The 201-nt window shown below is 43.3% G+C and carries 1 protein-coding gene; it reads right to left on the bottom strand.

All coding sequences use genetic code 11. The features are described from left to right. A partial coding sequence (locus WFZ86_RS20515; RefSeq protein WP_342693653.1) for a hypothetical protein occupies positions 1–201 on the bottom strand: 201 nt, incomplete at both ends.

Below are 201 nucleotides of genomic sequence, written 5' to 3'. Positions count from 1 at the left end.
TACTAGCTGTAACAACTCCCAAACAATTGTCGGTAGCCGTTGGTGGAGTAAGACTCGTAACACTACATTGTGCGGTAATCGTAGGAAGTGTAGCAGCATCTGCAACAGGGGCTGTAGTATCCGCTATCACAATACTTTGATTTTGTGTCGTGCTGTTGGTTCCATCTGAATATGTCCAAACTACTGTTGTAGAAGATGTAA

Source organism: Flavobacterium polysaccharolyticum, from assembly GCF_038739875.1.
Lineage (GTDB): Bacteria > Bacteroidota > Bacteroidia > Flavobacteriales > Flavobacteriaceae > Flavobacterium > Flavobacterium polysaccharolyticum.
Note: the sequence above shows the minus strand (reverse complement) of the source record. Positions and strands in the feature narration are given on the sequence as shown.